The sequence below is a fragment of the Zooshikella harenae genome (assembly GCF_018837975.1).
In the GTDB taxonomy this organism is placed as follows: domain Bacteria; phylum Pseudomonadota; class Gammaproteobacteria; order Pseudomonadales; family Zooshikellaceae; genus Zooshikella; species Zooshikella harenae.
Genome location: NZ_JAGSOY010000126.1, coordinates 1 through 6,209, shown reverse-complemented (window position 1 = coordinate 6,209; position 6,209 = coordinate 1). Strand labels below are relative to the sequence as shown.

General features: G+C 34.0%; 7 protein-coding genes. 3 read left to right on the top strand and 4 right to left on the bottom strand.

Annotated features, from left to right (window positions below; all coding sequences use genetic code 11):
- Window positions 1–241: 241 nt before the first annotated feature.
- Together KCG35_RS23235 and KCG35_RS23230 are read right to left on the bottom strand one after the other, a co-directional pair.
- Window positions 242–469: a hypothetical protein gene (locus KCG35_RS23235; RefSeq protein WP_215822249.1), complete on the bottom strand. Its 228-nt coding sequence runs from the start codon at window positions 467–469 to the stop codon at window positions 242–244.
- A 141-nt stretch (window positions 470–610) separates the two neighbouring features.
- On the bottom strand, window positions 611–847 hold the full coding sequence (locus tag KCG35_RS23230; protein ID WP_215822248.1) for a hypothetical protein: 237 nt from the start codon (window positions 845–847) through the stop codon (window positions 611–613).
- Window positions 848–1,509: 662 nt separating this feature from the next.
- On the opposite strand from KCG35_RS23230, the gene KCG35_RS23225 reads away from it, so the two are divergent.
- Complete coding sequence (locus tag KCG35_RS23225) at window positions 1,510–1,743, top strand: hypothetical protein (RefSeq protein ID WP_215822247.1); 234 nt, start codon at window positions 1,510–1,512, stop codon at window positions 1,741–1,743.
- Window positions 1,744–2,096: 353 nt separating this feature from the next.
- Here the strand turns inward: KCG35_RS23225 and KCG35_RS23220 are convergent, their stop codons facing one another.
- Window positions 2,097–2,942, bottom strand: coding sequence for a transporter substrate-binding domain-containing protein (locus KCG35_RS23220; RefSeq protein WP_215822246.1), 846 nt, complete (start codon window positions 2,940–2,942; stop codon window positions 2,097–2,099).
- Between the two features lie 480 nt (window positions 2,943–3,422).
- Between KCG35_RS23220 and KCG35_RS23215 the strand changes: the two genes are divergently transcribed.
- Together KCG35_RS23215 and KCG35_RS23210 are read left to right on the top strand one after the other, a co-directional pair.
- On the top strand, window positions 3,423–4,334 hold the full coding sequence (locus KCG35_RS23215; protein WP_215822245.1) for an SPFH domain-containing protein: 912 nt from the start codon (window positions 3,423–3,425) through the stop codon (window positions 4,332–4,334).
- Between the two features lie 164 nt (window positions 4,335–4,498).
- Window positions 4,499–5,275 (top strand): substrate-binding periplasmic protein, encoded by a 777-nt coding sequence (locus KCG35_RS23210; protein ID WP_215822244.1) that lies wholly within the window; start codon window positions 4,499–4,501, stop codon window positions 5,273–5,275.
- Between the two features lie 37 nt (window positions 5,276–5,312).
- Here the strand turns inward: KCG35_RS23210 and KCG35_RS23205 are convergent, their stop codons facing one another.
- Window positions 5,313–5,894 carry an FG-GAP repeat domain-containing protein gene (locus tag KCG35_RS23205; RefSeq protein ID WP_215822243.1) on the bottom strand — a complete coding sequence of 194 codons (582 nt, stop codon included), beginning with the start codon at window positions 5,892–5,894 and terminating at the stop codon, window positions 5,313–5,315.
- Window positions 5,895–6,209 lie beyond the last annotated feature (315 nt).

Sequence of the window (6,209 nt, the reverse complement as noted above, 5' to 3'; positions counted from 1 at the left end):
TAGTTATAAATGATATCTACGGTTTCAGCTGCGTAACCTAATCTTGTTTCTGATTTTAGTGAAAATAGCCGGTTTTTGGGTTTATAGTTATCCCTATAATCATGATAAGTTTTATAAGCAGAAAGTTCTCCATATCTGGTATCATTTACAAAATCAATGTTGCTATAAAAAGGTGTATCTGTTGAGAGTGCCTCAGTCCAGGTTAATGTGGTGCTATTTGCTTTGATCAGCGTTCCTTTACCTAAGCGCCTTTAAGTGATGCACCATCAGAAATATAAGCTTCGGTGTTAACCTTATTGGAAGCCAATGCAATATGTCTTGAGAGTTGTCCGCCATGTTGGTACATAGACTTAGCCCAAGTTTGATCTGGTATTAAGTACCGAAGTGATTGTATAGTACTGCCATTAGTTTTTTTTACGGTAGTTACAGCATAATATTTATTGGCTTTTTTGATAATTTCAGAAGTCAATAAATATTTTTTACCAGGTGATAATGAAACATTGGTATCATCCCATTTGCACCCACTAAAAATAATTTACCATCCTTCATTTTTGTCATAAATCACGCCAGCATCATAACCTTTCCAGCCACTACCAGCATCTTTATAAAATCAAAAAAACATTTCTGGATTGGTATTGGTGCCAATACCTCGATCACCAGTCGCACCATACGCCCATGGTATAATTATCTCATTTTGGATTCCTTTGAAATTATCGCCAATTGCGACTCGGTAGCTGTGGTATCCATTATCTGTTGCTTGAGCTGCATAAGTCATTGGTTGGTTGCATATAGCGACAAGTAGCATGGCCAGTATTGCAGAATTTTTATTTGTGGTGGCCTTTTTCATTATTATTTCCTTGTTTCTTACGGATAAAGTGTTTGTAATATATACATCATGTGATGTTTAAATTTGTATGACTTAAATCACTATGCAAGTAAATGATATAATTTGTGTGCTTTAATAATGTGATTATCAGCTTTACCAAAATAAGCATTTAACTGATTAATGGATTTATTTTTATATTTTTCGTTAAGGTTTTGGAGTTTAATCAGCTACATTGAAAAAAACTGTAAAAATTAATTATGGCGTGACTGGTTAGTTAATTTTAGCGCAAGAGGTCATAGTAGTTGCTTTGTTTAGTTTGATGTTATCAATGTTAGCGTATAAAAGTGGCTAAAGTGTTCATTTATTTAATCAAAATCCTAAATTTATATTGCCTATAAACTATCTATACCTCCAACCGCTAAGTTATAGGTATTCACTATATGGAGAAAAATTATATTGCTTATGTTTAGCTGGATTAGAAAAATTTGTTTAAACTATACTTTATCATTTTATGAGTATGATTATTCTTAGTTTTGAATGAAACATTTATAATTGTAGCAGTGTTCATTAGCATAGGTATTTCAGTTAATGGAAGTGAAAAAACATTCGGGCTTTGGAATTAGCTCATTTGTGATTAGTTTAATATCGATAATTTCGGTAGTTCTATTGCTTTTTTTGCAGGGATGATTGAAGCAACTACTCCAGGAGGTATTGGACAAAAGCCTATTGCCGCAGTAATAGTAGGGCTGTTGTTTTTTGTCGTAGTAGGTTTATCGCTTGTTGCTTTAGGCTTAGGTATTGGAGGCCTTATACAAAAACAACGTAGAAAAGTTTTTGCTGTGCTAGGCATTATCTTTTCTGTGGTTGCTCTTGCCATGATGGCTTTTGTTATGGTTCTTGGGCAAGTGGTTAGTTGATGGGTCTGCATGGCAAGGCAATTGTGTATAAAAATACTTCTTGATGAGTATAGTCCGCTTTGCTTATAGCCATTGCAGTTTCTAAGTATATGGGGTTTTTCAGCCAATAATAGTGACTTAACATAATTCACATCTCATTTTCACCTAAGGATATTGGTTTGATATTTTATCCTTTAATATCAGAATGTTAGTGTCTATTGGTAAGATTTTAAGGTCCTCTTTCATTACCCTACAGATTGTCACTTAACCAGAATTATACCAGCTATTTTCTAAAGCACCTTTGTTCAAAATCTGCTTTAGAAAACGACTTCTGTAAAAAATGCCCGGTATTTTAAATTTAATTATATTGGATCTTATTGACTAAATAGTTTGCTATAATAGCTTAATATGGTAGTCACCTGTTGTTCATCAATGATATGAGGTATAACACCATGTTCAAATAATATATTTTCTAGTTGTCCCGTTGTAAAAAGTTTCTTCATGCCGGTGTTATATATAACTCTAAGTTTTCTTCCTTTTGTATCTGTAGAAAAACCGACTAGGTAGGTTTCTTGAAATCCAGGGGTAAATTTAAAGTTACTGATATCAATATTATTTTCGTGAGCTGCTTGTTTTATACCTTCGTCATAGTCAATAAAAAAGTCCAGACGACCTTGAGTTGTCATTATAACTCCCTGAAGAACATCTTTTACATGAAATGTAGTGTAATGACTCTCTGGTAAAGTAATTTTTCTTTGAAACTCATAACCTTTCACCCAACCAAGGGTTTTACCTGAAAAAGATGTTGCATCAGTGAAAAAAATATCCTGATTATGGAAATAGTCAACATTGCCAATATCAATAGGAATATGTGAGTAAATGAGTTTAAACGATTTGGAAAACTCACTTTCGACTAAAAAGATATCATTTTTATAGGTTTCAACTGAATGTCGAGCTTTTTGATATGGCATTAACGATACATTTAATATTGCTATTTTTTCTTCAAAGATAGCATTTAATACTGCCAGGTATAAGCCACTACCATCTTTATTCGTATACCCAGGCCAGTTTACAGTAGCTATGTTAATTGATGGTGGAGCATTATACTCAGGACTCGCAAATAAAGAAGAATTTATAAATAATATGCAAGTAATAAAAAGGATATAAAATTTGTAATATAAGCGTTGAGATATATTTATTTTAAATGAGGGGATCTTCATAACTGGTCCTATTGTGTAGACCAAAGCATGGGTTGATCATAGTATGAACTAAATTAAATGGATTGTTCGTCTCCTTTAGATGGTCAGGTTTTGGAGCTAATTACACTTAGTATTTTAGACTTACCTATAGTTGACAGCAAGGTGAGTTTACAACCATGTAGTATAATTTAGTGGTGTGTAAATATATTACTTGCTCATAATATACCCTTCACGAATCATTTTTAGGGTTTGTTGCCCGCGTTTTTCACCCTAGTCACTTATTAATCGTATAAGCATGTGTTTATAGTGACTGAGTTTTCCACCGGTTAGAATGATTAGGAATAAAAAAACGAAGTCTATATCGATCTATTTTAGTTAGTTTGAATTATACCTTTAGCGAAGGGTGTAGGTTTGTAAAGAATGAGTATTATAATCTTAATGTTATATGGTTTTAAGGTAAGTGAGCAAAACTTTAATAATAAAAAAGGTAAAATTTAATATATGAAAAAATCAGTGATCACATTTCTTGGGTTTTATGTGGTTAATCAGGATGAACTGGGCGTGAGGTTAACGCTGGGAAAGTTTTCTGGCCATGTTTCTCCAGGGTTGGGATTTTGTATACCCATTTTACAAAAAATTTATACCACTAAAAGCAGCATTCAAACTATCGATTTACCTAATCAGCAAGTAGTTTTGAATGGTAATGTATCTGTTACAATTTCAGGAACCGTTCATTTTCGTGTAGTTGATTCCCAGCAGGCATTACTTGAGGTTGTTGACTATCAGCAAAGTATTAAACAGTTGGCATTGACAACGATCTCAGATGTTATTGGAACAAAAACAATTGAAGAAGTAAGAGGACAAAAAGCTGCAATTGCAGGAGAGATTGAAGATGTTATCCGAGTAACAACAAAGAAGTGGGGGCTGGGTGATATCGATATTCGTTTAACAGATGCCAGTATGGAATCGAATCTCTTACGAGCGATGATGCGCGAAACAGAAGCTCAAAAAGAAGCAACAGCCCAGCGGATTAAAGCCGAGTCAGATCAAGTAACTGCTGATATTTTTTGTAAAGCTGCGCGTCTTTTAGCGTCATCACCTGGTGCAATGACTTTGAGGATATTACAAACACTAAGTGATATTAGTAGTGATAAATCCACAGTGGTTGTCCCCATTCCGATTGATTTACTATCAGGTTCAAGTGGTACTACAGTCTATAATGACATTGTACCAGTAGCAGATATCGAATGTATAAATAATCAAATTTTTTGTTATTGTCCTAGTTGTGAACAGCGCTTTAATATCTCAGAGGTCGCTAAAAATGAGCGCTATGATAAAGATCCTGATCTACCAGGAATTCAGCTTTCCTGTACTAAGTGTAAAACGTTATTTACAGTATCGAAAATGAGATGAACGTTATACGTCTACATTGTGCAAGTTATTTTGTGTAATATACTGATATGGTGCCTGATTGTTATAAGTAACGTAGGTAACCAATATTGAGTAATGTTTTAATATTGTCTGTGAAAAGGATAATCGTTATTTACCAATTTTTTTGGAAAATACTATTTTGCTTAATGTTTACAACATCCGTCAGAGCAGAAAAAATACCGCTGACTATTTTATCGGATATTGATTACTATCCTTATAGCTTTGTTGAGCAAGATAAAGTCACTGGTGTTTATACGAAAATCATTGAGCGTGTGTTACAGGATATGCATCGCTATCAAGTGACATTACAAGCGGTACCTTGGAAAAGAGGTCTAAAAATGCTTGCCCAGGGGAAAGCATTTGCCATGTATCCTCCTTATAAAAAAAGACTCTCCCGTCCTTTTATTGACCCCTATTCGAAACAATTGATGAAAGAAATTGTATCAGTTTTTTGTCGAGAAGATATTTTGTTGGTTAAACGTCCACGTTGGCCTCAGGATTATTATGGTTTGACTATTGGTCTTAATGTGGGCTTTATTATGGGGGGCGAACAGTTTCACAAGGCTGTTCAAGAGGGAATAATTACTATAAAAGAATACCCAAATAATCAAAGTAATTTAATACAAATGTTAATTGCTCACGAAACGGATTGTTATATGAATGATCGCCAAGCAATTCTACTGACAATGCAGTATCTGAAAAAGAAAAGATCTATTAAGCAAATTGATCGTTTGGTTGAAGGTACTACAGTATCTGTTGAGTATGGACATTTGGGTTATACGAACCAGAATCTAGAAAAATACCCATTTAAGCAACACTTTGTTCATCAATTTGATCAAATTTTAGGTGAGTTGGAGTTATCTGGTGAGTTACAAACGATTATAAGTCAATATTGGAAAGAAGGGCTTGTAGAGCAACAGTGAATAGCTTATTGCTTTTCAAACCCTTCTTCTTAATTGCTTATTCTTCGACTACTCCCATCGGGGTTTTGGCAAAGGAACCATCACTTAACCCTAGGTAAACAAACATTTTTGGTTTTGGTGGTCTTTTGGGTTTATCTTTACCATCATTAATTGTTTCTATTTCATTTTTTGGACGTCTAGGCTTTTTCTTTGGAGGAGGAAAAGCTGTCACGATTTTATCAATTCTTCCATCGTTAGTGAGGTCTGCAAAATTAACCACTTTTATAGCTTTTTTAGGTAAGTAAGCAGGATTGTGTGTTAATCCTTCTTTGCAGAAACTACCATCACCATTGCCTAAAAATGTAACGGACATAGCTCTTGGCGACATGTGTGCTGCAATAATTTTATCAACATTACCGTCGCCATTAACATCCTCAAATGCTTGAACAGGCATGGGTGGAGGTCTGCGAGGTTTTCTTTTTTTATCATTTGGATCAGGGCGGCCAGGGCCATCTAGACCATTGCTGATATTAGCCTCAGTATAATTATTTGGTGTGTAGGTGGTACTATCAGCAAAAACGGTACAAGATAGTGTGCTTGCAATAAATATAGCTAATGTAGTTTTTAACGAGTTATTCATTGTGTAGTCCTTTACTATTAGTAATCAATTTTTCATTGCAGAATAAGATGGGTTTTATTGAATTATCACCTCCTGTTATTTTATCTGGTTAAAAAATAATATAGATATAAACCATAATCAAAGTGCTAAATTTGTGCGATCAATAGCTAGTTTGTTTCTGTTTGCCGGTGAAGATATGAAAACTATAGCAGTCTACTTTAGCTTTGGATGATTAATAATGTATCATTTTGTCTTATTTATACTTGTTAAATGTGTGTATTTAAGAAGGTTTTAGTGAGAACTGAAGTGTTAATGAATTATGGGGTTAAAAGTAAA